The sequence below is a fragment of the Stenotrophomonas sp. STK16_22 genome (genome assembly GCF_051984505.1).
Classification (GTDB): domain Bacteria; phylum Pseudomonadota; class Gammaproteobacteria; order Xanthomonadales; family Xanthomonadaceae; genus Stenotrophomonas; species Stenotrophomonas maltophilia_A.
On record NZ_CP196972.1, the window covers coordinates 1,178,343 to 1,201,649 of the forward strand.

Here is a 23,307-nt window from a genome sequence, read left to right on the forward strand (position 1 = left end):
CGGACACGCAGTAGGCCCACGGACTGGGCATGGCTGACCGACGTGACGAGTACAGTGCTGGAGCGGCTGGCAACGTAGGGTAGCTTCGTGGCAACGATCTGTACGGGCTTTGCAGCGGTCACAATTTCTTCAAGGGCGCCGCCGTGGGTGGCGGCGGCACTGGCCCAGGGTCGTTGAAGGAAAGCACTGCCCGCTCGATGCCGAATTGATCGAAAAGTACCCGGGCGATCACAGCGTGGACCACGTCAAGGTCCACCGAGGGGGCAGCGACAGTGATGGTGGCCGCAATCGCGCGTCCAGGTGCCAGGCCTGGGACGAGCCGCAGGCCGTCTACCGCTTTCACGCCCGGGTCCGTGAACATCGCTGCCCGGACCTCTTCCAAATTGATCTCGTTCATGAGGTTGAGGGATCTTGGATAGCGCCATCGCCACGACTGCCGCGGTCGCGATGTAGCCAGCGGTACAGCACCGGCAGGACCAACAGCGTCAGCGCGGTCGAGGACACGATACCGCCGATTACGACCGTGGCCAGCGGCCGCTGTACTTCAGAACCAGCGCCTACGTTCAAAGCCATCGGCAGGAAACCAAGGGAAGCCACCAGGGCAGTCATCAAGACCGGTCGTAGTCGCCCCAGGGCGCCATCCCGGACAGCATCTTCGAGGGCGTCGCCTTGCTCACGCAGTCGGCGGATGAAGGCAATCATGACCAAGCCATTGAGTACTGCCACGCCCGAAAGCGCAATGAAGCCTACGCCCGCAGAGATTGACAGCGGAATTCCGCGTAGAGCCAAGGCGATTACGCCACCAGTCAATGCCAAGGGAACGCCACTGAACACGATGGCGGCATCCTTGGCCGAGCCGAAGGCCATGAACAGCAGGGCGAAGATCAGCGCCAATGTGACCGGGACAACTACCGCCAAGCGCTGGCTGGCCGAGATCAGCTGCTCGAACGTGCCGCCATAATCGATCCAGTACCCCTCTGGAAGAGGTACATCCTGGCCGATGCGGGTACGCAGATCGCCAACGAATCCGCCAAGATCACGCTCACGCACGTTGGCGGTGATCACCACTCGACGCTTGCCGTTCTCACGATTGATCTGGTTGGGCCCGCGCTCTACCTGTATCTTCGCCACTTCTCGTAGTGGAACAGTGCGAGGCCCACCGTTGGCACCAGCGGCTACACGGCTGGACTCATCGATACTGGTGCTCTCCGGCAGTGGAATGGGCAGGTCCGCAAGCACAGCCGGGTCTTGCCGCAGCGATTCGGGCAAACGCACCACCAGGTCGAATCGGCGGTCGCCCTCGATCAGCTGGCCAGCGACGCTACCGCCGATGGCGGTTGCCACCGTGTCCTGCACGTCACCCGGATTCAATCCATACCGCGCCAATGCCGCTGGATCTGGCGTGATGGTGAGCAGTGGTAGGCCAGTAACCTGCTCGGCCTTGACGTCTTCGGCGCCGGGGACCCCGCGCAGGACGCGCTCGACCCGGCTGGCCAGGCGGGTCAGCTGGTCAAGATTGTCGCCGTAGACCTTGACCGCAACGTCCGAGCGAACGCCGGAGATCAATTCGTTGGTGCGCATCTGGATGGGCTGAGTGAACTCGTAGTTGCTACCCGGGATCTCCTTGGCCGCCGCCTCCAGCTCTTCCACCAGCTCGGCCTTGGGCTTGCGCGGGTCGGGCCACTGGTCGCGGGGCTTGAGCATCAGGAAGGTGTCGGCCATCGACGGCGGCATAGGATCGGTGGCCACCTCGGCGGTGCCGATCTTTGAGAAGATGTTGGCCACCTCCGGGAACTGGGCCAGGCGCTTCTCCAGCGTTTCCTGCATGGCCACCGACTGCTCCAAGCTGGTGCCGGGAATACGCATGGGCTGCAAGGTGATGTCGCCCTCATCCAGGCTCGGCACGAACTCCGAACCCAAGCGGGTGGCCAGCACGCCACAGCCCACCACCAGCACGGCCGCGCCGGCCAGCACCACCACGCGCCGACGCAGGGCCCAATCCAGCAGCGGCGTATAACGGGCACGCGACCAGCGCATCAGGCGGTTGTCGTGCTCAGCCACACGGCCGCGCAGGAAGCTGGCGATCGCCGCCGGCACGAAGGTCAGCGACAACACCATGGCGCCGGTCAGGGCCAGCACCACCGTGATCGCCATCGGGTGGAACATTTTTCCTTCTACCCCGGACAGCGCGAAGATCGGCAGGTAGACCGCGGCGATGATGCCCAGGCCAAACAGGCTGGGACGGATCACCTCGGCGGTGGCCGAGGCGGTCAGGTCATAGCGCTCTTCATCGTTGAGCTGGCGGCCCAGCGCGTGCTGCGCCTCGCCGAACCGGCGCAGACAGTTCTCGATGATGATCACCGCCCCGTCCACGATCAGGCCGAAGTCCAGCGCGCCCAGGCTCATCAGGTTGCCCGACACGCCGCCACGCACCATGCCGATGATGGTGAACAGCATCGCCAACGGGATCACCGCCGCGGTGATCAACGAGGCGCGCACATTGCCCAGCAGCAGGAACAGCACCACCACCACCAGCAGCGCGCCCTCGATCAGGTTCTTGGACACCGTGCCGATGGTGCGATCCACCAGCGCGGTGCGGTCATAGACGGCCTTGGCATGGACGCCGGCAGGCAGGCTGGCGTTGGCGGCATCCAGCTTGGCCGCGGCCGCCTGGGAGACTTCCCGGCTGTTGGCGCCGAACAACATGAAGGCGGTACCGACCACGACCTCATGGCCATTCTGGGTCGCCGCACCCGTGCGCAGCTCCTTGCCTTCGCCTACGCTAGCGACGTCGCGGACGCGAATGGGCACGCCATCGCGCCGGTCCAGCACGATGTTCCCAATCGCGTCCAGATTGGCCAGCTGGCCGGGCACGCGGACCAGAAATTGCTGGCCGTTGCGCTCGATGTAGCCGGCACCGATGTTCTGGTTATTGCGCATGACCGCTGCGACCACATCGTTCAGCGTAAAGCCCAGTGCCACTAACTGGGCCGGATCCGGGGTGATGTGGATCTGCCGCTCAAAGCCACCGATTGTGTTGACCTCGGTCACTCCAGGCGTGGTGCGCAGCTGCGGCCGGATCACCCAGTCCTGCAGGGTGCGCAGGTCCGTGGCGGTATACGGGGTGCCGTCGGGCTTGCGGGCGTTGGGCTCAGCCTCCACGGTGTACATGAAGATCTCGCCCAGGCCGGTAGAGATGGGACCCATCTCTGGGTCCAACCCTTCGGGCAGCTGAGATGCGATCTGCTGTAGCCTTTCGGCGACCTGCTGGCGGGCAAAGTACAGGTCGGTGCCGTCTTTGAAGACGACAGTGACCTGGGAGAGTCCGTAGCGCGACAGCGAGCGGCTGTAGTCCAGCTTTGGTAGCCCGGCCATGGCCGTTTCAATGGCGAAGGTCACTCGCTGCTCGGCCTCCAGCGGCGAGTAACCCGGGGCCTGGGTGTTGATCTGGACCTGGACGTTGGTGATGTCGGGCGTGGCGTCAATGGACAGGTGACGGTAGCTCCACACGCCCAGTGCGACTAGCGCAGCGGTGAGCACCAGCGTCAGCCAGCGGTGGCGGATGGACAGACCAATGAGGCGTTCGAGCATGGCGGGCCTCATTCCTCTTCCACGGTGGATTTTTCGATGTCGGCCTTGATCAGGAAGCTTTGGGCCACCACCACTCGTTCACCCGCCTTGAGCCCTTCCAGCACTTCGGCGCGTTCGGCGTCGCGGCGCCCCAGCTTGATCGGCCGGGTGTGGTACGTCTCGCCCTGCTGCACGTAGACAACGTCCTGGTCCTGTGCGGTCTGCAGGGCGGTGATCGGAACCACCAGCGACGCCGATTGGCGATCCACGGTGACCCGCGCCTTGACCGCTGAACCCGGCCGCCACAGCCCATCGGTATTAGCCACGGTGGCGCGGGCGATGGTGCTTTGGCTGGCAGTGGCGGTGCCGGGCAGGACGCGCTCCAATGTGGTCTGCGCCGTGACGCCATCGCTCAAGCGGGTGACCGTCACCGGCACGCCGGCACTGATGTGCTGGGCGTCGGCGCCGAAGATGTGCAGGTCCACCCACAGCGTGGACAGGTCGGCGACCTCGAACAGCGGGGCGCCCTCAGGCGCCGACATGCCCACGGTGGCCGTACGCGCCATGACCACGCCATTGATCGGCGCGGTGATGGTGTAGGTGGTCAGGCTGAGGTTGCTCTCCACTGTCGCGAGCACCTGGCCGGTGCGTACCTGGTCACCCACGCCCACTCGCACGGAACGGACCGGTCCGGGGAAGCGTGCAGTGACCTGCGCGATGCGCCCATCGATTGGGGTCAACAGCCCTTGCACCTCATGCTCATCGGCAATCTCACCGGGTCCAGCCGGCGCGACCTGGATACCCGCCGCCTGCGCAGCTTTGGCCGCGATCTCGGTTTCCAGCGGCGCTTCCTCGTGCTCGCCGTGCTCTTCGCCCTCAGCGGCGTGGCCTCCTTCAGATGCTTCGTTGGGGGTCGACGCGTTGCAGGCCGCCAGCATCAGGGCCATGCCCAGTGCGGTCCAGGAAAAGCGATTCATGGGGTCTCTCCAGTGGAAGCGGCAGCCGGCGGCGTGACAAGCGCCTGGCCGGTCAGTCGTTGAATTTCGATCAGGGCGCGCTGCGCATCCAAGGCGACGTCCAGCTGTTGCTGGGCCATGGCGGCGCGTTCGGACTGCAACTGTGCCCATTCCAGGTAACTGATCGCCCCAGCACGATAGGCACGCTCAGCGGCCTGCTCGGCTCGGGCCAGCTTCGGCAACACGTCGCCGTGCAGGCGCGCCACCTCGGCCTGTGCCACGGTGTAGCGGCCATGGGCTTCGACCAGCGTGACAGGCCCTTGGCCTCGCGCTCGATCGTCAGGACCTGCAGCTCGGCTTCGCCGGCGCGAATCTCTGGCTGTGCGCGGCTGCGGCTACCCAGCGGCATGGATAAGCTGGCGACCAGCGCGGTGTCATCGGTCTCCTGTAGTCGGCGCACTCCGAGCTGCCAGGACAGGTCCGGTGAGGCCGCTGAACGCGCCAGCTGCAGTCGTGCCTGCGCGATCCGGCGGGCGTCGGCAAACTGCGCCAATTCCGGAGTCCGTTCCAACTCATCGGCCAGCGTCTGCATGGAGGCGATCTTCGGCAGGGCCATCGGATCGGCCGGGGCCACCTCGAAGCTGGGAGTACGTTCGCCCCACAAAGCGGCCAGATGCTGACGAGCAGCGAGTCGCTGTTGCTCGGCCCGATCACGCGTCAGCTCGGCCCGCGCAAGCGCTGCCTGCGCGGTGAGCAGCACCGACTCGGGTGAAGCGCCGGCCTGCAGGCGCTGCCTGGCGGCGGCCACGGTTCGCTGGCGTTGGCCAACATCGATGTCCGCTAGGCTTCGTTGCCGGTCGGCACCAACGACAGCCAAATAGCGCTGCGCCGTCTCGGCTAGCAAGTCCAGGCGCCCGGTCTCGCGCTGCACGGCCAGCGCATCAATCCGGCTTTGTGCCAAGGTACGGCGGGCGTCGAGCTTGCCGCCGCGCTCCAGCACCGAACTCAGGCTCAAGGTCAACTCGGCGCTGTCCAAGCCACCGGCCGCGCCGGTGCCCAGCGCGTTTTCGACCTCGGCACCGAGCGTCCAGGGTGGGCGCTGCACCGCCTTATCTCGCTCGGCAACGAGGACAGTGGCTCGCGCATCGACCAGACGCAGCTCGGGATGGGTTTGGGCTACGCGTGCAAAGGCATCGTCCAAGGTCATCAACTCGACCGCCGCCGCAGGCATCGCTGCTGCGCCCGTTAACAGCAACGCGGCCAAGGCCGCCCATCGCACAGACATGGAAGTACTCCGAAGGTTCTCGAGATCACAGGGATCGGCCTGCGCCCATATGCGTCACCCGGAAATTGGCGGTCGAAAGGGCGCGTGCAGATGCTCATACGCATCTGCACGCGTTTCGGCCTCGATTTCAGGCAAATACCGGCCGACAGCCAATTGCGCCAGCAGCAACCAGCGCAGGGAAAATCCCAGCTGGCCGCCCGCGGTCATGCAGGGGTCTTGCGCGCGTCGGCGCGTGCCCGGCGCGCGTCGCCCAATATTTCAAAGGCTTCCTTCATCACGTAGAGGCCGATAAGGGCACCGATTACGAAATCCGGATATGGACTGGCCAGCCACCACACCAGTAGGCCAGCCAGGATCACGCCCACGTTGGCTACCACATCGGCTCGGGTGAAAAGCCACGTCGCCCGCAGATGTACTTCGCCAGACTTCAGTGGCGCCAGCATGCGAAGGACCGCGAGATTGACCACTAGCGACAATAGAGCCGTACCGATCATCCACCCGCTTACCGGTTCAGCCCCGTGGAGTACGCGGCGACCGACCTCGACCAGCACGCCAACGCCCAGAATCAGCAGCACGCTACCGCTGACCCAAGCAGCGTTGGCCTTGAAGCGCGCCGTCCGACCAATAGCGACCAACCCAATGGCGTAGGCCGTGGCGTCGGAGAGCATGTCCAGTGCGTCGGCAAGCAAGCCGGTGGAATGGGCGATCCAGCCGGCAATGCCGCCAATCACCGCCATTGCAGCGTTCAGGGCCAGAGCGATCCACAGCACGCGCCGTTCCTGCGCGTTCTTTGCCTCGTGGTGGCAGCCGCAATCACTCATCGGATCTTCTCCATCGCAGGGGAGCCGGGCCGGCGCGGTCCGCTGGCATGGCAGGGCCCACGAGGGTAAAGTCCGTAGCTACTACGGAGTCAAGCCTACTACGAATGAAAATTAGTGACGCCGCCACCGCCAGCGGGTGCCATCTGGAGACGATCCGCTACTACGAGCGTATCGGCTTGCTCCCGAGGCCGGGACGATCAGGCAATGGTTACCGGGTCTACGGATTGGCGGACATTGAGCGCCTGCGCTTCATTGCCCGCGGTCGGGATTTGGGCTTCAGCCTGGAAGAGGTCCGTAGCCTGCTGCAGCTGGCCGGAGACGAGGGCCTGTCGTGCGTGGATGTGGATCGTCTGGCCCGCAGCCACTTGTCCGACATTCGCGCCCGGATGGCAGACTTGCAACGTATGGCCAACGAACTGGAACGGGTAATCGCCAGTTGTCACGGCGGACAGCGAGCTGAGTGCACCATCCTGTCGACGCTGCGCCAGCCGACTTCCGAGGACTCCCCACGCAAGGAATCGAGCAAGAGCGCTACCTAGGCACCCGCGGTCCAAAACCTATGACTTCTGCAGTCCGGCCGGTCGACGGTGTCAGTTGCCTGTAGCCTAGCTGCCCGAACCTGGACTCCAGGCGCGTATGAAGTCCTCCTGCTCATGCGTCTCGATCGCACCCGGCCTGACCTGACGAACCATGCTCATGGCCTGCTCACCAGTGGCAGCCGTGCCTGTTTCTAACAGCAACAAGCACGCTACGGTGCCAGCTCGTCCTAGCCCGCCCTTACAATGCACAACTGCGCGGCTTCCGCGCAACAACTCATTACTGAGTGCTGGGCCCAACTCGCGCCATGCCTCCAAGAAGGAACTGTTAGGCGCTGCGCCGTCTACGATTGGAAGTCCGTACCACTTGATTCCCTGCGCCATCGCCCGCTCTGGCAGCGCGGCAATCCTAAGCTCATCGAACTCCCATGGCTCAATCAGGGAGATCAGGTACCCGGCGCCCCACTGGCGAATCGCGCAAAGGTCCACGTCAATGTCACGACTCCATGGCCCCGTCATCGCGGCCTTTTGAAACTTCCCTGGCGCGAAAGTTACACCTACTGCGCCGCCACTGACTCCGACAGCGATCGTGGCGATATGCAGAGGATGTGTGTGACTAGTTCTGAACATTGTCGATCCCTCATCGCGGCAACTAAGAGAGCCGCGGCGCAGCGGCGACCACCCATGGCTTCTATGCCGATCCTTGAGCTAAACATTCCAGCCGACCTAGTGGTGCCGCCCTGCCGAGCAGCACAGCAAAGGTGATCCTTTTGTCAGTTGCAGGCAACAAGTACCAGTAGGCTCACGTGTTGGACAGCGAGAGTGTCCAGGAGCAAGGTGTACACACGCTCCTCGCTAGAGACAACACATGAAGCCGAGCATTCTGGCATTGGACCTCGAAGGGACACTCATTTCCAATGCGATAAGCCAGATTCCAAGACCCGGCCTCTGTCGGTTCTTGGAGGACGTCCGATCGCACTTCAGTCAGCTCATGATGTTTACGACTGTGCCGGAAGAGCGCTTTCGCAGCATTGCCGATTTGTTGGTTCGTGAAGGAAGCGCGCCTCCGTGGTTCGCGAGCCTTGAATACATCCATTGGACGGGCAGCACGAAGGATCTACGGCTAGCCACACCAAAATTAGGCGCGGCCTTGCTGCTTGATGATCATCGCCCCTATGTACACCCAGGACAGGAGCATCTGTGGGTTCAGATACCTCTGTTTGCGTCTCCCTACCCATCAGAGGACGAGGGATTAGCGATCGCGCTTCGACTCCTGCTCGATCGCATCCACGCAACGGGCAATTTCACTGAAGCATCTCTCCAAGAACAGCTAAAGCCACAGGCAGAAGCAACGGGCGCACCACGGCGTTCCGACGCCTGCTCATCGGCCCAGAAGATCCTGTCCGACGCCGCCGTCAGGCGAGATGAACTTGCCGCACAGTGGCATAGCGCCGCCGAAGTCAGTTCACAGCTCGGCCCGTCATTGACCAGTGGTAGCGGCCTAGCCGGTCAGCTGCGCAGAGCCGGCCAGCTACTCGGGGTCTATGTAACGAAGCCTGTGCCCGGCTATCGCTACCCAGACTGGCAGTTTGGTGAAAACGGCGAGCCCGTTGAATATTTGGCAGAAATCCTGTCAGCACTGCGTGCAATCGGTCATTTCGAGATCGAGCCGTACGGGCAACTTCACAGCACCGGATGGCGTGAGGCAGAGTGGTTTCTCTCACCGCACGCTCTGCTCAACGGCATGCCACCTGCCGAAGCCCTCAGCTCTGAACCGGCTCGCGTGCTGCGGGCGGCCCGTACCGAGTTCGGGCAAGGAGAGTCATAGCGTCCCCCTCTGAAGTGTTGAGAAAAATATAGGATTGAGGTCAGTGGGCACTCTTTCTCACCCAAATTTTCCATTTGGTAGAATAAATGGTGCTATCCATGGTGAATGAGTTCCTAGAAAGGCAGTGTTTTAGAGAGATGCCTAGTAATGAGGTATGCACAACATGTGTGCACAACCGTTCTGATCGAACGCTCGTTCGCAGCAGAAAAGAAAGCCCCGCTCATGCGGGGCTTTTCTTTATCCGGAATCCCTTCGGAGTTGTGCCCCGCAGCATCGGTTTTCGTGCACCGCGACTTGCAAACAGACAATTTCCTCCCCTATGGTGCAATCGATTGCATTGCTGTGAATCGTTGCGTTTGATACCGGTTGGGAGGCCGGCAGGTGGATGTCCATCCATTCGATCAGACCGGCCCCGGCGGCGGGCCTCACGCGGCGCGATGCGTTGCGCATGGCGGTTGCTGGAGGCGTAGCTCTGGGTACTGCGGGTACGCTGCCTGCATTCGCCGCCATGGCGCCGCTCAAGGGCAACCTGAAGCACTCCGTGGCCCGTTGGACCTTCCCGCAACTGTCGGTCGCCCAGCTCTGCGCGACGGTGAAGGACATCGGCTTTGCCGCGATCGACCTGGTCGGCCCGGAAGACTGGTCCACGCTGAAGGCGAATGGCGTGTACAGCTCGATGTGCAACGGCGCAGAACTGGGCCTGACCAAGGGCTTTGCCGGCCGCGAGTTCCACGACCAGCTGGTGGAACGCTACACGCGGCACATCGATCTGGTCGCCGATGCCGGCTATCGAAACCTCATCTGCTTTTCCGGCAACCGCAACGGTATGGACCCGCAGGACGGCATGGCCAATGCCGAGGCCGGGCTCAAGCGCATCCTCGGACATGCCGAGAATCGCGGCGTGGTGCTGGTGATGGAGCTGCTCAACTCCAAGGTCGATCATCGCGACTACCTGTGCGACCACTCCGCGTGGGGTGTGGAGCTGTGCCAGCGGCTCGGCTCGGACAATTTCGGCCTGCTCTACGACATCTACCACATGCAGATCATGGAGGGCGACATCATCGCCACCATCGGCAAGCATCACGCCTGCTTCAAGCACTACCACACCGCAGGCGTGCCCGGCCGGAACGAGATCGGAGACCAGCAGGAGCTCCACTATCCAGCCATCTGTCGCGCGATCCGCGACACCGGTTTCAAGGGGTATCTGGCGCAGGAATTCACGCCTGCAGCGCCCGATCCCGTTGCCTCATTGCGCGAGGCGATCCGCCTCTGCGACGTCTGAAACGATATCCACCCAGGTGAGAAACCCATGGCAGATAATCACTACGACGCCATTGTTGTTGGCTCGGGAATCAGTGGCGGTTGGGCGGCGAAGGAGCTGACCGAGAAGGGCCTGAAGGTCCTGATGCTGGAACGCGGGCGCAACATCGAGCACGTCAAGGACTACGTCAACGCGATGAAGGAGGCGTGGGATTTCCCGCACCGCAACCGGCCAACGCAGGCGATGAAGGCCGAGTTCCCGGTGCTGATGCGCGACTACGGCCTGGCCGAGAACCTGGAAGGGATGTGGGCCAACGAACAGGAATCGCCCTACATCGAGACCAAGCGCTTCGACTGGTTCCGTGGCTACCACGTCGGTGGTCGTTCCTTGATGTGGGGGCGGCAGAGCTATCGCTTCTCCGATCTGGATTTCGAGGCCAACCTCAAGGACGGCATCGCCACCGACTGGCCGATCCGCTACGCCGATATCGCGCCATGGTACGACCATGTAGAGAGGTTCGCCGGCATCGCCGGCACGCGCGAAGGACTGGACGTGCTGCCGGACGGCGAGTTCCTGCCGCCGATTCCCTTGAACATCGTCGAGAAGGATGTGGCCGCGCGCATCAAGAAGGCCTTCGGCGGAACGCGCCATATGATCCACTCGCGCACTGCCAACATCACCCAGCCGATGCCCGAGCAGGGGCGCGTCAACTGCCAGTACCGCAACAAGTGCATCCTGGGTTGTCCCTTCGGTGCCTACTTCTCGACCCAGGCGGCGACGCTGCCGGCGGCGATGAAAACCGGGAACCTGACCTTGCGGCCGTTCTCGATCGTCAAGGAAGTGCTCTACGACAAGGATCGCAAGCGTGCGCGTGGCGTGGAGGTGATCGACGCCGAAACCGGCCAGACCTACCAGTACACTGCCAAGGTCATTTTCCTCAACGCGTCGTCGTTCAACTCGACGTGGCTGCTGATGAATTCGGCCACCGATGTCTGGGAAGGGGGGCTGGGCTCTTCGTCCGGCGAGTTGGGGCACAACGTGATGGACCATCATTTCGGGGCCGGCGCCTCGGGCCGGGTCGAGGGTTACGAAGACAAGTACTACTTCGGCCGCCGTCCCTGCGGCTTCTACATTCCGCGGTTCCGCAACGTCGCGGCCGACAAGCGCGGCTACCTGCGCGGGTTCGGCTACCAGGGCGGTGCCAGCCGCACCGGATGGTCGCGCGAGATCGCCGAGCTCAACATCGGTGCCGATCTGAAGGAGGCACTGACCGTGCCGGGTGACTGGCGCATCGGCATGACCGGGTTCGGTGAAATGCTGCCCCACCACGCCAACACGATCCGCCTGGACCACGACCGCAAGGACAAATGGGGACTGCCGGTGCTGGCGATGGACGTGTCCATGCGCGCCAATGAACTGGCGATGCGCAAGGACATGGCCGCCGATGCCGCCGAGATGCTGGAGGCGGCCGGGGTCAAGGACGTGAAGATGCACGACAACGACTACGCCCCGGGCAAGGGCATCCACGAGATGGGGACCGCGCGCATGGGACGTGATCGGAAAAGCTCGGTATTGAATGCGCACAACCAGGTCTGGGATGCCCCCAATGTCTATGTGACCGACGGTGCCTGCATGACCTCCAGCGCCTGCGTGAATCCCTCGCTGACCTATATGGCGCTGACCGCGCGCGCGGCCGACCATGCGGTACGCGAACTGAAAGCGGGGAACCTCTGATGGATCGCCGCGAACTGTTGAAGATGATCGTTGCCGCTACCGGTGCGGCCATGGTTGGCCTGCCTGCGCTGGTGCATGGCAAGGTGCCGGCTGCCGGGGCGATGCCCGCGTTCTCCGATGCCGACATCGGCATGCTGGACGAGATCGCCGAAACCATCCTGCCGCGGACAAGGACGCCCGGGGCCAAGGACGCGGGTGCCGGTGCGTTCATGGCGACGTTCGTCAGCGACTGCTACACCGCCCGGCAGCAGGCGACGTTCCGCGCCGGCCTGGCCGACATCGACACGCGCGCCGGTGGCCGTTTCGTATCGCTCACGCCGGAAGCCCGCACCGGGTTGCTGCGAAGGCTGGACGCCGAAGCCAAGGCACGCAATGCCGACGTGACCGAGACCGGCACTCCCGAGGAAGGCGAGGCCATGCCGCATTACTTCACGATGATCAAGCAGCTGGCCATCTTCGGCTTCTTCACTTCAAAGGTCGGGGCGACCGGTGTGCTGCAGTACGTCGCCGTGCCGGGCCGCTACGACGGTGACCTGGCCTATGTCCCCGGTACGCCCGCGTGGGGGACCAGCTGATGAACGCCACCCTGATGATCCGCCCTGCGTTGATCACGGCCGGCCTGCTGGCCGCTGCATCTGCATTCGCTCAGGACGGCGCCGACGCTGCGCGTGACCCGAAGAAGACCGAAGTGTGGACGCCCGTGCCCGCAGTCGTGGCCACGCCGGCAGGCAAGGCCCCCTCCGACGCGATCGTGCTGTTCGATGGCCAGGATGTCTCGGCGTGGGAGGCAGAGCAGGGCGGGCGCGTGCCCTGGACGGTTGCCGATGGCGCCATGACCGTCGTTCCGGGCAGCAAGGGCATCCGCACCCGGCAACGCTTCTGCGATGTCCAGCTGCATGTCGAATGGCGTACCCCCACCGAGACGAAGGGCTTCGACGGCCAGAACCGGGGCAACAGCGGCATCTTCCTGCAGGAACTGTACGAGCTGCAGGTGCTCGACAGTTACAACAACCCGACGTATGCCAACGGCCAGGCGGGTTCGATCTACAAGCAGGCCATGCCACGGGTGAACGCCTCGCGCGCACCGGGCCAGTGGCAGGTCTACGACATCATCTGGAAGGCACCGCGCTTCTCGCAGGGCGGCGGCCTGACGTCGCCCGCGCGCATCACCGTGCTGCACAACGGCGTACTCGTGCAGGACGACACCGTGCTGGCAGGCAGGACCGAGTACATCGGTGCGCCTTCGTACGCACCCCATGCGTGCGCGCCGCTCTATCTGCAGGAGCATGACTCCAGGGTCAGCTACCGCAACATCTGGGTGCGCGAACTGTAGCGGTACGCAGCCGGCGTGGTCGCCGGCCGCCTACTTCGCCAGATAGCTGGCGAGGTCGTCGATCTCCTGCTGCGACAGCTGGGCAAAGGGCGGCATCAATCCTCCGCCCTTCCTGATCTTGTCCTTGACCTGGGCGGGCTGAAGCCGCTTGCCGACGTCGGTAAGCGCTGGGAAGGTCGGCGGTACGCCGGCGCGTTCAGCACCGTGGCAGGCAGTGCAGTGCTGGGCATAGAGTTTCGCGCCGGCGGCAGGATCGTCCTTGGCCCGGGCTGCCGTTGAAGTGCTCATGCCGCCCAGGGCCAGGGCCAGGGCCAGGATCATCTTCATGTGGGGCTCCTTGATGCGTCAGCGCCGTGCACGGGTGGGCACGTTGGCGGGCAGGTGTTCACGCAGGTAGTCCGCGCCGGTCTGGATGACCTTGGCCGGGTCGCGTGGCTGGTCGTGTTCGACGATGTACCACTGCACCTTGGCCGCCGCAGCGGCGGGCAGGATCGCGTTCCAGTCCAGCACGCCCTGGCCCACCGCGGCGAATCCGCCTTCATCCTGGGCCTGGCCCTTCGGCGCATTGTCCTTGGCGTGCACCGCAAACACGCGGCCACGGAATTTTCCCAGCATCACCGCCGGGTCCAGGCCCGCGCGTGCAACCCAGGCCAGGTCCAGTTCGGTCTGCAGGTCGGGCCCGGCCGCTGCGAACAGCAGCTCCAGCCCGGTCTGACCGTCGAAGTCGGCCAGCTCGAAATCGTGGTTGTGATAGGCCAGGCGCATGCCCTTGCCGCGCACCTGCTTGGCGATGCGGCCCAGCTCCTTGCCCAATGCGGTCCAACCTGCGGCATCGGTGGGCCGGTCCTTCGCGTCCAGGTAGGGCACCACCAGCGTGGCGTTGCCGATCGATCGGTTGAAGGCCACCACGCCGTCCAGGTCTCTGCGCAGCTCGGCCAGCGCAACGTGCGAGGAGATCGCCCTGATCGAATACCTGTCCAGCAACTGCTTGAGTTCGCTGGCGCTGACGCCCTGGGTCCCCACCGTTTCCACCGCGTGCACGCCCGCGTCGTGAACGATCTTCAACTGCTGGTCGAGCGATCCGGCATTGCGCAGTGAGTACATCTGCACTGCGATGGGCTTCTGCGCGGCGACGGCTTCGCTGGCGAGGCCGGGCAGTGCCGTGAGCACCAGGAGTGCGAGGGCTGCGGCTCTGCGGACAGGGGTTTTCATCAGGCGTTCCTCCCGGGATTCAATCGATGGTGGTCCAGGCACGTGACCTGGCTGATGCAATGACGCGATCGACGATCCGTGCCGAGCGCAGGCCGTCTTCGAAGGTGGGCAGGCCCTGCGGCCGCTCGCCTTCAATGGCGCGGTAGGTGTCGGCCACAAACGCCTCGAAACACTGGGCGTAGCCCTGTGCATGCCCGGCCGGCAGCACGGAAAGGCGGCGTTGTTCGGCGCTGCCGGCACCGGGGCCGCGCATGAAGATTTCCTCGCGCTGATCGGGCAGGCCGATCCAGAGTCGTTCGGCATCCTCCTGGTTGAAGACCACGCTGGCCTTGGCGCCATCGATCTCGAACCAGAGGCGGTTGTGGCGTCCGGCCGAGACCTGGCTGACCGTCAATGACGCCAGCGTGCCGGCGCCGGTCCTGAACATCGCTGCGGCCACGTCTTCGCTGGTGACAGCCTGCATCGCGCTGGCGGCCGTTGGCGTGCTGAAGCTCTGCCCGCTGACGGCGCCACGCTCGGCGATTACCGTGGAGAACGCCGCGTTCACTTCGGCGAAGCCCTCGCCACTGACCCATTCGACCAGGTCGCACCAGTGCGAACCGATGTCGGCGAACACGCGCGACGTGCCTCCCAGCGCGGGGTCCACGCGCCAGTTGTTGCTGGCCGGATCCAGCAGCCAGTCCTGCAGGTAGCTGCCGTGGATCAGGTGCAACGGCCCCAGATCGCCCCGGGCGATGCGTGCGCGCGCCTCTCGGACCACTGGGTGGTAGCGGTAGACGAAGGGCACCGTGGCAACCAATCCGGTCGATGCGGCCAGCGCCGCCAGCGCCTGTGCATCATCCAGCGTCGTCGCCAGCGGTTTCTCGCAGATCACGTGCTTGCCGGCTTCCAGCGCAGCCTGTGCCATGGCGCGGTGCAGATGGTTGGGCGTGCACACGTGCACGACCTGTACCTGCGGATCGGCGATCACCTCCTCGATATCCCGGTAGGCGCGCGGGACATTCCAGGACTGCGCGGCCTCATGCGCGCGCTGCGCTGACGAGGCGGCTACGCCGCGCACCTCGGCACCGGCCAGTAGTGCCGCACGACGATGCACTGCACCGATCATGCCGGCGCCGACGATGGCGATTCCAAGCTTGGGCATCGACGGGGATCCTCAGGGTGTGGAGGGCGCGGCCGTGACCGTCGGCCGGTCGCGGAACAGCAGCAGGAAGGCGATCAACACCACCAGTGCAACGCCGGCCGGGAACAGCCAGATCTGCTGCCAGTCGGGGCCGGCCTCGGTGGTGAAGTGCTCCACCACCGCGCCGGACAGGAAGGTGCCGATCAGCATTCCCACGCCGTAGGTAGCCAGGGTGATGAAGCCCTGCGCGCTGCTGCGCGCGGCGGGGCCGGCATGCGCATCGGTGTAGATCTGGCCGGTGACGAAGAAGAAGTCGTAGCAGATGCCGTGCAGCACGATGCCGATCACCAGCAGCGAGAAGCCGCTGCCCGCATCGCCGAAGGCGAACATGGCGTAGCGCACCACCCAGGCGGCCATGCCGACCGCCAGCATGGTCTTCACTCCCAGCCGCACGAACAGGAACGGCATGGCCAGCATCAGCAGCACTTCGGAGACCTGGCCCAGCGACTGCAGGCCTGCTGCACCCCGCACGCCCAGGTCGTTGAGATACGGATTGGTGAAGTTGTAGTAGAACGACAGCGGGATGCAGATGGCGATGGACGCCAGGAAAAACACCAGATAGGCACGCGATTTCAGCAGACGCAACGAATCCAGCCCCAGGATCTGCCCCAGCCCGGCATCGCGCTGCTGTGCCAGTGGCGGCGTGTGCGGCAGGGTGAATGCATACAGGCCCAGCACCAGCGATGCCAGCGCGGCCATGCGGAAGGTGAGTTCAAGCCGATGGGCCTGTTCCCAGCCCAGCCAGCCGATCAGCACACCGGCGACGATCCAGCCGATGCTACCGGCCACGCGTACCAGCGGGAACTGTTTCTCGGGCGACTGCATGTGCCGCATCGCCACGCTGTTGGCCAGTGCCAATGTCGGCATGAACAGCAGCATGTAGCCCATCACGCAGGCGGAGAACATGCTGAAGCTGGATGCCGTGGACGCCAGCCACATCAGCACCGCGCCCGCCAGGTGCAGCACCGCAAGGATGCGCTGCGCCGCGAAGTAGCGGTCGGCGATCAGCCCGACCAGGAACGGCGCCACGATGGCGCCGATGGACTGGCTGAGGAAGGCGGTGGCCACCTGGCTGGCGCTGGCCTGCAGCGGGCCCTGCACCAGGTAGGTTCCGAGGGTGACGAACCACGCCCCCCAGATGAAGAACTGCAGGAACATCATCGCGCCCAGGCGCGACATGGCGTGCGTCATGGCTTGCCCTCCAAGGGCGGTCTTGGCTCAGATTCCCAGCATGCGGTGCAGTGATGCGGCGTCCGTGCCACTGTCGGCAAAGTCGTCGAAGGCGCGTTCGGTCACGCGGATGATGTGGTCGCGGATGAAGGCGGCACCCTCGCGTGCGCCGTCCTCGGGGTGCTTCAGGCAGCATTCCCATTCCAGTACCGCCCAGCCGGGGAAGTCGTACTGGGCGAACTTCGAGAAGATCGCCTTGAAGTCGATCTGGCCATCACCGAGCGAACGGAAGCGGCCCGGACGCTCGATCCAGTCCTGGTAGCCGCCATACACGCCGCTGCTTGCGCTGGGGCGATACTCCGCGTCCTTGACGTGGAAGATGCCGATGCGCGCGTGGTAGCGGTCGATGAAACCCAGGTAGTCCATCTGCTGCAGCAGCAGGTGGCTGGGGTCGTACAGGATCTTGGCGCGGGGGTGATGGTCCACCACATCGAGGAAGCGTTCGAAGGTCGCGCCGTCGTGCAGGTCCTCACCCGGGTGGATCTCGAAGCACAGGTCCACGCCGCAGGCGTCGAACGCATCCAGGATCGGGCGCCAGCGGCGGCCGAGTTCGGCGAAGGCTTCTTCCACCAGTCCCGGTGGACGCTGCGGCCAGGGATAGAAATAGGGCCAGGCCAATGCGCCGGAGAACGTGGCATGCGCGGTCAGCCCCAGGCGCTGGCTGGCTTTGGCGGCCAGCAGAAGCTGCTCGACTGCCCAAGCCTGGCGGGCAGCCGGATCGCCGCGCTTGTCCGCCGGCGCGAATCCGTCGAACAGGCTGTCGTAGGCCGGATGCACCGCGACCAGCTGCCCCTGCAGATGGGTGGACAGCTCGGTGATCTGCACGCCATGACCGGCCAGCATGCCGGCGACGTCGTCGCAGTACGCCTGGCTGCGCGCGGCCTCGGCCAGATCGAACAGGTGGGGCGCGCCGGTGGGGACTTGTACGCCAGAATAGCCCAGACCCGCGGCCCATCCGGCCAGCGTGTCCAGCCGATCAAAAGGAGCTGTGTCGCCGATGAACTGCGCCAGGAACAGCGCTGGACCCTTGAGCGTCTTCAACGTGATTCGCCCTCGATGCAATCGATTGCATTATCCTAGCAGGGGCTCACGCAGGACCTGTTGTGCACTGCACAGCAGACAGGAGAACTAACGCCATGGCCACCATCTACGACATCGCGAAGCACGTCGGCGTCTCCGCAGGCACGGTGTCGCGGGCGCTTTCCCGGCCGGACAAAGTGCTGCCGGCCACGCGCGCGCGTATCGAGCAGGCCGCTGCCGCACTCGGTTATGTGCCCAACACGGTGGCCCGCACGCTCAAGACCCAGCGCAGCGGCAAGATCCTGGTTACCGTCCCGGACATCGCCAATCCATTCTTCGCGCAGATCCTGCAGGGGGCGGAGGACGCCGCACAGGCGGTCGGCTATGCGGTTCTGCTCGGCGATACCCAGCATCAACCCGACCGCGAGGAGCGCTATGCGCAGATGCTCCGGCGCAACGAGGCCGACGGCATGATCGTGCTGGGGCACCGCCTGCCGCCCACGGCGCGCGAGATCGTCCAGCAGCGCGGTGCCGCCGCGCCGGTGATCAACGGCTGCGAGTTCGACCCCGCACTGGGCATTCCCAGCGTCCATATCGATAACGCCGCGGCCGCGCGCGTGGTGATGGAACATCTGTATGGGCTGGGACACGAGCGGATCGCCGTGGTCGGCGGACCGCCGGACAATCCGCTGCACCAGCAACGGCTGGAAGGGGTGCGGGCGGCTGGCAAGGCGCGTGGACGCCTGCGCCAGCTGAACATCGTGCCGGGTGACTTTTCGGTGGAATCCGGCCATGCGGCTGCCATGGCGCTGCTGGACGGCATGTCTGCGCCAACGGCGATCTTCTGTTTCAGCGATCAGATGGCGCTGGGCACCCTGGCGGCCTGCCGCGATCTGGGCATCCGCGTGCCGGAGGACCTGTCCATCGTCGGCTTCGATGATCTGGCATCTTCCCGCTACCTCACGCCGCCGTTGACCACCATCCGGCAACCGATGCGGGAGATCGGTGAGCGCGCGGTCAACCTGCTGCTTGCCATCATCGAGCACATGGATGTGCCGCTGCAGCAGACGCTGGATTTCAGCCTGATGCTGCGGGGGTCAACGGCGCCACCCAGGCGTGGGTGAGGCAGGGTAACCGCCGTGAATCCTTGATCCCGAATTGACGCAGAGCTGTCAGACTCACCAGAGGCCGCCCGGCAAGGGCGTGCGATCGCGCAAGGGGGTCGGCAATGCCGTTCTTGACGGACTCGACGGAAGTCGCGGTCGAAGGCATCGGCGCGGCACGTCGCATCGGCTGGATGCGCTTCGTGGGCAATGGGCTGGGCGCGATTCCCATCGCCTCGATCATTCTTGAACGTCAGGACGGCCCGTGGGCCTGGGTGTTGCTGCTGCTCAACGCGCTGGCCTGGCCGGCGCTCGCGCTGGTGCTGACCCAGCGCTCACGGCAGCCTGCGGTGGTCCAGTTCCGTTGCATGGTGGTTGATTCCTTCTTTGGCGGTGGCTGGATCGCCTTCATGGGGCTCAGCGTGGTACCCAGTGCGTTGTTCGCCGCGCTGCTGGTCGCCGACAAGATCGCCGCCGGTGGGGTGAAGCTGGCGGTACGGGCCACACTGGCACTGGTAGCGGGATTCGCGCTCACCTGGTGGGGGCTCGGGTTTCCTTACCAGCCGGTGTCATCGCAGCGCACGATCGTGCTCAGCGTGCCGTTCCTGTTCGTCTACGGCATCGGCCTCAGCATCCTCAGCTGGCAGCTGGCGCGGCGAGTGAAATCGCAGAACCGCCAGTTGAAGCGGCTGAGCCGCATGGACCCGCTGGTGGAGCTGGCCAACCGCGGCTTCCTGATCGTCCGTGCGCAGCAGGCACTGGACAAGGCGCAGGGGCAGGGTGGTTTTGCCTGCCTGCTGATGCTTGATGTGGATGACTTCAAGCGCATCAATGACTCGCACGGTCATCGCGCCGGGGACGAAGTGCTGCGCCATATCGCCTCCACCTTGCGCGCCTTCGCCCGGCCCGGCGATACCCCTGCGCGGCTGGGAGGCGACGAGTTCGTCGTGCTGCTGCAGGACTGTGCGCCCGTCGATGCGATGCATGTGGCAGAGCGGGTTCGGCTGCAACTTCTGGAGGCAGCACGGCAGGCAACCCCGGGCATCGAGTTCAGCGTCAGCATCGGAATCGCGGCGACGCCGCGCGGTGGCAGCGTCGAGGACTGGCTGGCACTGGCCGACCGCGCGCTGTACCACGCCAAGCGCCAGGGCAAGAACAACGCCAGCTATGGCGAATGAGGTGTTGCCAGGTCTCTGGCGCAGGCCAGCAGCTGGGCGGCCGTTGCCGGAGGCTTGCAGCGCACCGCCAACTGCAGCGTAGTGGTCGGCATGCCCAGTTCCAGCGCAACAAAAGCCAGGCCGCTGCGGTGCATGCTCTGCATCGAGGCCGGCACGATGGCGATGCCCAGGCCGGCAGCGGCAAGGTTGATCGCCGAAGCCACCTGCGGCGCTTCCTGCTGGATGGTAGGCGCAAAGCCCTGGCTGCGGCAGGCAGCGACGACGTCTGCACTCAGGCCCTGGCCCGATTTCCGCGAGAACAGGATGAAGCGCTCGTCGCGCAGCTCGGCCAGCGCGATGCTTGTCCGGCTCGCCAACGGGTGATCGGCCGGCAGTACTGCCACCAGTGGCTCGGCACTGAGTTGCTGTGTCATCCGTTCACCGCTATCGGAAAACGGCGGGCGCACGATCACTGCATCGAGTTCGCCATCATCGAGGCGCCGGACCAACGATTCACTGCCATCTTCGACCAGCTGCACCTGCACCGCCGGATGTGCCCGCTGGAAGCTGCGCATCAGCGCGGTGACCGCCTCGTTGTAGGTCGCCGATTCGGTCAGCCCCAATGTCAACGTACCGACCTCGCCGCGTGCGGCGCGCAACGCCTCCTCCTTGGCCTGGTCGACGCGCGCGAGGATGTCCTCCGCGGCTTTCCAGAATACCTGGCCAGCATCGCTGAGCACGATGCCGCGTCCCTGCCGGTGGAACAGCGGTGTGCCGATCTCTTCCTCCAGGGCGCGGATCTGCTGCCCGAGCGGCGGCTGGGCGATATGCAGGGCCTCGGCGGCCTTGGTGAAGCTCTGCAGCTGGGCAGTCATGACGAAGTAGCGCAGGTGCCGCAGTTCCATTGGAACCTCAAACGTTCTGGTGCTGTACGAACACGGTATTGGACGGTCGCCGCTGGCGGCAACATCATCGGTATCCCACGGCAGATGTCCAACGACAAGGGAGACCCCATGAAAAAGACACGTCAGTTGCGCGATCTGCTCCGCCAGGGCAGCGTGATTGCGCCAGGTGCATTCGATGGATTGTCGGCACGCCTGGTGGAGCTGGCCGGCTTCGATGCGGTCTATGCCAGCGGCGGCGCCATCGCGCGTTCGGCCGGCGTGCCGGACATCGGCCTGCTCGGCCTCAGCGAAGTGCTTGCGCAGGTTGAACGGATCGTCGATGCCTGCGATCTGCCGGTGATCGCCGACGCTGACACCGGCTTCGGCGGCACCGCGAATGTTGAACGCACGGTGCGCGCGTTCGAAAGGGCAGGGGTTGCCGCACTGCATATCGAGGACCAGGCCTTCCCCAAGCGCTGCGGACACCTGGATGACAAGACGCTGGTCGACGCGGGCGAGATGTGCACGAAGATCCGTGTCGCCTGCCAGTCGCGGATCGACCCGGAGTTGATGATCATCGCGCGTACCGATGCCATCGCCTGCGAAGGCCTGGATGCGGCGATCGAACGGGCGCAGGCCTATGTGGACGCGGGCGCGGACATGATCTTCGTCGAGGCACCGGAAGCGCTGGAGCAGATCGAGGTGATTTCGCAGCAGGTTCCCGGGCCGAAGCTGATCAACATGTTCCACAGCGGCAAGACGCCGCTGGTGCCGGTGGCGCGGCTGGCCGAACTCGATTACCGGCTGGTGATCATTCCCTCGGACCTGCAGCGCGCTGCGATCCGGGCCATGCAGCGCACCCTGCAGGAGATCGCAGCGACTGGCGACAGCGGGCGTGTTGCCGGCGAGCTGGCCAGCTTCGGCGAGCGTGAGACGATCGTGCGCACGGCGCGGTATCTGGCACTGGACCGGGTGTGATCCGGGCGTGATTGCGGACGTGCCGATGGACGGAGAAGGGGCGGCGGAATCCGCGTGTGTTGCCTGTTCATCCTGCACCCGGAATCATCGCCGCCAATCCTCTACCATGGGCCACCCTGCCCGGACGTGCCGCCCATGCAAGACGCCCTCGTTGCCCAGCCCAAGCCCCCCGTCCCGAGGATCGCGGCCTGGCTGATGATGCTGCTGGGCATGTGGCTGGCGCTGAAGCTGGGCCTGGTGGTGACCCTGCTGTCGGGCCTGCTGGTGTTCCAGCTGACCCACCTGCTGGCCTCCACCGTGGAGGGCAAGCTGCCGCCAGGCCGGGCGCGGGCGATCGCGGTGATCGTGCTGTCAGCGGTGATCATCAGTGCGCTTGTACTGGCCGGGATCGGCGTGGCGTCATTTTTCCGCAACGAGACCGGTGGACCGGACGCATTGCTGGCGCGGCTGATGGAGATCCTCAATTCGTCGCGGCACCAGGTGCCGGCGCTGCTGCAGCCGTACATCCCCGAGGACATGCCGGCGCTGCGCACGGCACTGAACGACTGGGCCGCCGAGCATCAGCGCCAGCTGGGCGTGGCCGGTACCTCGGTGGTGCAGGTGGGCGTACGCGTACTGATCGGTATGGTGCTGGGCGCGATGATCGCGCTGTATGACGAACTGCCGCTGCCGAAGATGGGCCCGCTGGCGCAGGAGCTGATCGGCCGCACCAGCCGCCTGGCCACCGCGTTCCGCCAGGTGGTGTTCGCGCAGGTGAAGATCTCGCTGCTCAACACCGTGTTCACCGCCATCTTCCTGCTGGGCGTGCTGCCGTTGTTCGGCGTGCACCTGCCACTGTCCAAGACCCTGGTACTGATCACCTTCATCGCCGGCCTGCTGCCGGTGGTGGGCAACATCATTTCCAACACCATCATCACCATCGTCGCGCTGTCGGTCTCGTTCTACGTGGCCGTGGCGGCGCTGCTGTACCTGATCGTGATCCACAAGCTGGAGTACTTCCTCAATGCGCGCATCGTTGGCGGCGAAATCCAGGCCCGCGCCTGGGAGCTGCTGTTGGCGATGCTGGTGATGGAAGCGGCGTTCGGCCTGCCCGGCCTGGTGGCGGCGCCGGTGTTCTACGCCTACGTGAAGCGCGAACTGGTCGACCAGCGCTGGATCTAGTACGGCAGGGTGTGACGCATTCGCCCCAGCCCGGCGCGGGGTGAGACCTTGCCGG

21 protein-coding genes and 2 pseudogenes are annotated in these 23,307 nt (G+C 65.0%); 10 read left to right on the top strand and 13 right to left on the bottom strand.

Features of this window, described 5'->3' with window-relative positions:
- Positions 1–118: 118 nt before the first annotated feature.
- The 6 genes and pseudogenes from ACSYAO_RS05375 to ACSYAO_RS05400 form a co-directional block, all read right to left on the bottom strand.
- Entirely contained in the window at positions 119–397 is a 279-nt protein-coding gene (locus ACSYAO_RS05375) for a hypothetical protein (RefSeq protein WP_049397649.1), read from the bottom strand.
- Positions 394–3,591, bottom strand: coding sequence for an efflux RND transporter permease subunit (locus tag ACSYAO_RS05380; protein WP_180854127.1), 3,198 nt, complete (start codon positions 3,589–3,591; stop codon positions 394–396). The genes ACSYAO_RS05375 and ACSYAO_RS05380 overlap by 4 nt, the downstream gene beginning before the upstream one ends.
- A gap of 8 nt (positions 3,592–3,599) precedes the next feature.
- A pseudogene (locus ACSYAO_RS05385) lies at positions 3,600–4,406 on the bottom strand (efflux RND transporter periplasmic adaptor subunit); the annotation flags it as partial.
- Positions 4,407–4,543: 137 nt separating this feature from the next.
- Positions 4,544–5,811 (bottom strand): annotated as a pseudogene (locus tag ACSYAO_RS05390) (TolC family protein).
- A 54-nt stretch (positions 5,812–5,865) separates the two neighbouring features.
- Complete coding sequence (locus ACSYAO_RS05395; RefSeq protein WP_162838286.1) at positions 5,866–6,018, bottom strand: hypothetical protein; 153 nt, start codon at positions 6,016–6,018, stop codon at positions 5,866–5,868.
- Positions 6,015–6,632 carry a cation diffusion facilitator family transporter gene (locus ACSYAO_RS05400; protein WP_049397646.1) on the bottom strand — a complete coding sequence of 206 codons (618 nt, stop codon included), beginning with the start codon at positions 6,630–6,632 and terminating at the stop codon, positions 6,015–6,017. Before ACSYAO_RS05400 ends, ACSYAO_RS05395 begins: the two co-directional genes overlap by 4 nt.
- Before the next feature lie 104 nt (positions 6,633–6,736).
- On the opposite strand from ACSYAO_RS05400, the gene ACSYAO_RS05405 reads away from it, so the two are divergent.
- Entirely contained in the window at positions 6,737–7,171 is a 435-nt protein-coding gene (locus tag ACSYAO_RS05405; protein ID WP_049397645.1) for a MerR family transcriptional regulator, read from the top strand.
- 66 nt (positions 7,172–7,237) lie between these two features.
- On the opposite strand, the gene ACSYAO_RS05410 is transcribed toward ACSYAO_RS05405, so the two are convergent.
- The gene (locus ACSYAO_RS05410; RefSeq protein ID WP_049397644.1) at positions 7,238–7,798 is read right to left on the bottom strand and encodes a cyclin-dependent kinase inhibitor 3 family protein; all 561 of its coding nucleotides are present in this window, start codon (positions 7,796–7,798) and stop codon (positions 7,238–7,240) included.
- A gap of 238 nt (positions 7,799–8,036) precedes the next feature.
- On the opposite strand from ACSYAO_RS05410, the gene ACSYAO_RS05415 reads away from it, so the two are divergent.
- The 5 genes from ACSYAO_RS05415 (at position 8,037) to ACSYAO_RS05435 (ending at position 13,324) form a co-directional block, all read left to right on the top strand.
- The gene (locus tag ACSYAO_RS05415; protein WP_223276915.1) at positions 8,037–8,996 is read left to right on the top strand and encodes an NIF family HAD-type phosphatase; all 960 of its coding nucleotides are present in this window, start codon (positions 8,037–8,039) and stop codon (positions 8,994–8,996) included.
- A 385-nt stretch (positions 8,997–9,381) separates the two neighbouring features.
- Entirely contained in the window at positions 9,382–10,278 is an 897-nt protein-coding gene (locus ACSYAO_RS05420; RefSeq protein WP_197655666.1) for a hydroxypyruvate isomerase family protein, read from the top strand.
- Positions 10,279–10,305: 27 nt separating this feature from the next.
- Positions 10,306–11,991, top strand: coding sequence for a GMC oxidoreductase (locus tag ACSYAO_RS05425; RefSeq protein ID WP_149908841.1), 1,686 nt, complete (start codon positions 10,306–10,308; stop codon positions 11,989–11,991).
- Complete coding sequence (locus tag ACSYAO_RS05430) at positions 11,991–12,566, top strand: gluconate 2-dehydrogenase subunit 3 family protein (RefSeq protein WP_094002095.1); 576 nt, start codon at positions 11,991–11,993, stop codon at positions 12,564–12,566. Before ACSYAO_RS05425 ends, ACSYAO_RS05430 begins: the two co-directional genes overlap by 1 nt.
- Positions 12,566–13,324 carry a 3-keto-disaccharide hydrolase gene (locus ACSYAO_RS05435; RefSeq protein ID WP_149908840.1) on the top strand — a complete coding sequence of 253 codons (759 nt, stop codon included), beginning with the start codon at positions 12,566–12,568 and terminating at the stop codon, positions 13,322–13,324. Before ACSYAO_RS05430 ends, ACSYAO_RS05435 begins: the two co-directional genes overlap by 1 nt.
- 30 nt (positions 13,325–13,354) lie before the next feature.
- Here ACSYAO_RS05435 and ACSYAO_RS05440 read toward each other — a convergent pair whose 3' ends face one another.
- From ACSYAO_RS05440 to ACSYAO_RS05460, 5 genes are read right to left on the bottom strand one after another with little or no spacing between them, the layout of a single operon-like run.
- Entirely contained in the window at positions 13,355–13,651 is a 297-nt protein-coding gene (locus ACSYAO_RS05440) for a c-type cytochrome (protein ID WP_012479397.1), read from the bottom strand.
- Positions 13,652–13,669: 18 nt separating this feature from the next.
- Positions 13,670–14,536, bottom strand: a complete 867-nt coding sequence (locus ACSYAO_RS05445) for a sugar phosphate isomerase/epimerase family protein (RefSeq protein ID WP_149908839.1) — start codon at positions 14,534–14,536, stop codon at positions 13,670–13,672.
- 19 nt (positions 14,537–14,555) lie between these two features.
- Positions 14,556–15,680, bottom strand: coding sequence for a Gfo/Idh/MocA family protein (locus ACSYAO_RS05450; RefSeq protein WP_149908838.1), 1,125 nt, complete (start codon positions 15,678–15,680; stop codon positions 14,556–14,558).
- Between the two features lie 12 nt (positions 15,681–15,692).
- Positions 15,693–16,910, bottom strand: a complete 1,218-nt coding sequence (locus ACSYAO_RS05455; RefSeq protein ID WP_087802945.1) for a nucleoside permease — start codon at positions 16,908–16,910, stop codon at positions 15,693–15,695.
- Positions 16,911–16,937: 27 nt separating this feature from the next.
- Positions 16,938–17,990 (bottom strand): sugar phosphate isomerase/epimerase family protein, encoded by a 1,053-nt coding sequence (locus tag ACSYAO_RS05460; RefSeq protein WP_197655667.1) that lies wholly within the window; start codon positions 17,988–17,990, stop codon positions 16,938–16,940.
- A 95-nt stretch (positions 17,991–18,085) separates the two neighbouring features.
- On the opposite strand from ACSYAO_RS05460, the gene ACSYAO_RS05465 reads away from it, so the two are divergent.
- Together ACSYAO_RS05465 and ACSYAO_RS05470 are read left to right on the top strand one after the other, a co-directional pair.
- Positions 18,086–19,093, top strand: a complete 1,008-nt coding sequence (locus ACSYAO_RS05465) for a LacI family DNA-binding transcriptional regulator (RefSeq protein WP_049422751.1) — start codon at positions 18,086–18,088, stop codon at positions 19,091–19,093.
- Between the two features lie 104 nt (positions 19,094–19,197).
- Entirely contained in the window at positions 19,198–20,250 is a 1,053-nt protein-coding gene (locus tag ACSYAO_RS05470) for a sensor domain-containing diguanylate cyclase (protein ID WP_032127639.1), read from the top strand.
- Here the strand turns inward: ACSYAO_RS05470 and ACSYAO_RS05475 are convergent.
- Positions 20,238–21,134 (bottom strand): LysR family transcriptional regulator, encoded by an 897-nt coding sequence (locus ACSYAO_RS05475; RefSeq protein ID WP_197655668.1) that lies wholly within the window; start codon positions 21,132–21,134, stop codon positions 20,238–20,240. The genes ACSYAO_RS05470 and ACSYAO_RS05475 overlap by 13 nt on opposite strands.
- Positions 21,135–21,242: 108 nt before the next feature.
- Here ACSYAO_RS05475 and ACSYAO_RS05480 point away from each other — a divergent pair, with 108 nt between their 5' ends.
- Together ACSYAO_RS05480 and ACSYAO_RS05485 are read left to right on the top strand one after the other, a co-directional pair.
- Positions 21,243–22,091 carry an isocitrate lyase/PEP mutase family protein gene (locus tag ACSYAO_RS05480; protein WP_134950926.1) on the top strand — a complete coding sequence of 283 codons (849 nt, stop codon included), beginning with the start codon at positions 21,243–21,245 and terminating at the stop codon, positions 22,089–22,091.
- A 135-nt stretch (positions 22,092–22,226) separates the two neighbouring features.
- Positions 22,227–23,252 carry an AI-2E family transporter gene (locus tag ACSYAO_RS05485; protein ID WP_012510371.1) on the top strand — a complete coding sequence of 342 codons (1,026 nt, stop codon included), beginning with the start codon at positions 22,227–22,229 and terminating at the stop codon, positions 23,250–23,252.
- The last annotated feature ends 55 nt before the right edge of the window (positions 23,253–23,307 follow it).

Bases quoted from the DNA above. Each gene is read 5' to 3' on its own strand.
- ACSYAO_RS05375 (WP_049397649.1), bottom strand. From the start codon at position 397: ATGAACGAGATCAATTTGGAAGAGGTCCGGGCAGCGATGTTCACGGAC.
- ACSYAO_RS05380 (WP_180854127.1), bottom strand. From the start codon at position 3,591: ATGCTCGAACGCCTCATTGGTCTGTCCATCCGCCACCGCTGGCTGACG.
- ACSYAO_RS05395 (WP_162838286.1), bottom strand. From the start codon at position 6,018: ATGACCGCGGGCGGCCAGCTGGGATTTTCCCTGCGCTGGTTGCTGCTG.
- ACSYAO_RS05400 (WP_049397646.1), bottom strand. From the start codon at position 6,632: ATGAGTGATTGCGGCTGCCACCACGAGGCAAAGAACGCGCAGGAACGG.
- ACSYAO_RS05405 (WP_049397645.1), top strand. From the start codon at position 6,737: ATGAAAATTAGTGACGCCGCCACCGCCAGCGGGTGCCATCTGGAGACG.
- ACSYAO_RS05410 (WP_049397644.1), bottom strand. From the start codon at position 7,798: ATGTTCAGAACTAGTCACACACATCCTCTGCATATCGCCACGATCGCT.
- ACSYAO_RS05415 (WP_223276915.1), top strand. From the start codon at position 8,037: ATGAAGCCGAGCATTCTGGCATTGGACCTCGAAGGGACACTCATTTCC.
- ACSYAO_RS05420 (WP_197655666.1), top strand. From the start codon at position 9,382: ATGTCCATCCATTCGATCAGACCGGCCCCGGCGGCGGGCCTCACGCGG.
- ACSYAO_RS05425 (WP_149908841.1), top strand. From the start codon at position 10,306: ATGGCAGATAATCACTACGACGCCATTGTTGTTGGCTCGGGAATCAGT.
- ACSYAO_RS05430 (WP_094002095.1), top strand. From the start codon at position 11,991: ATGGATCGCCGCGAACTGTTGAAGATGATCGTTGCCGCTACCGGTGCG.
- ACSYAO_RS05435 (WP_149908840.1), top strand. From the start codon at position 12,566: ATGAACGCCACCCTGATGATCCGCCCTGCGTTGATCACGGCCGGCCTG.
- ACSYAO_RS05440 (WP_012479397.1), bottom strand. From the start codon at position 13,651: ATGAAGATGATCCTGGCCCTGGCCCTGGCCCTGGGCGGCATGAGCACT.
- ACSYAO_RS05445 (WP_149908839.1), bottom strand. From the start codon at position 14,536: ATGAAAACCCCTGTCCGCAGAGCCGCAGCCCTCGCACTCCTGGTGCTC.
- ACSYAO_RS05450 (WP_149908838.1), bottom strand. From the start codon at position 15,680: ATGCCCAAGCTTGGAATCGCCATCGTCGGCGCCGGCATGATCGGTGCA.
- ACSYAO_RS05455 (WP_087802945.1), bottom strand. From the start codon at position 16,910: ATGACGCACGCCATGTCGCGCCTGGGCGCGATGATGTTCCTGCAGTTC.
- ACSYAO_RS05465 (WP_049422751.1), top strand. From the start codon at position 18,086: ATGGCCACCATCTACGACATCGCGAAGCACGTCGGCGTCTCCGCAGGC.
- ACSYAO_RS05470 (WP_032127639.1), top strand. From the start codon at position 19,198: ATGCCGTTCTTGACGGACTCGACGGAAGTCGCGGTCGAAGGCATCGGC.
- ACSYAO_RS05475 (WP_197655668.1), bottom strand. From the start codon at position 21,134: ATGGAACTGCGGCACCTGCGCTACTTCGTCATGACTGCCCAGCTGCAG.
- ACSYAO_RS05480 (WP_134950926.1), top strand. From the start codon at position 21,243: ATGAAAAAGACACGTCAGTTGCGCGATCTGCTCCGCCAGGGCAGCGTG.
- ACSYAO_RS05485 (WP_012510371.1), top strand. From the start codon at position 22,227: ATGCAAGACGCCCTCGTTGCCCAGCCCAAGCCCCCCGTCCCGAGGATC.